Genomic DNA, 519 nt, shown 5'->3' on the forward strand with positions numbered 1-519 from the left:
TCTACCTGCTGATAGCTGCTCTTTGTATTGAGAAAGTCGTTGCGTTAATTCTAATACTGCTTCAGTTAAGGCTGACTTAACAGTTGATTGCTCAATATAATCAGAAATTGATAAGATAGCTTTCTTCTCTAGATATGATTTTAACTCAGTTACAAGCACTGCATCCAGGTCTTTAAATGTAGTTTTAGCTGTAACAAGCTGCTCTTTGTATTGAGAAAGTTGTTGCGTTAATTCTAATACTGCTTCAGTTAAGGCTAACTCGACAGTTGATTGGTCAATATAATCAGAAATTGATGAAATGGCTCTCTTCTCTACGTAGGATTGTAACTCATTCGCAAGCACTGCATCCAGGTCTTTAAATGTAGTTTTAGCTGTAACAAGCTGCTCTTTGTATTGAGAAAGTTGTTGTGTTAATTCTAATACTGCTTCAGTTAAGGCTGATTCGACAGTTGATTGCTCAATATAATCAGAGATTGATAAGATAGCTTTCTTCTCTGTATGGGATTGTAACTCTTGAGT

The 519-nt window shown here is 35.6% G+C and carries 1 pseudogene; it reads right to left on the reverse strand.

Annotation, left to right across the window (positions count from 1 at the left end):
* Window positions 1-519 (reverse strand): annotated as a pseudogene (locus ACEYW6_RS36590) (relaxase); the annotation flags it as partial.

The sequence above is a fragment of the Nostoc sp. UIC 10607 genome (assembly GCF_047228265.1).
Taxonomy (GTDB): domain Bacteria; phylum Cyanobacteriota; class Cyanobacteriia; order Cyanobacteriales; family Nostocaceae; genus Nostoc; species Nostoc foliaceum_A.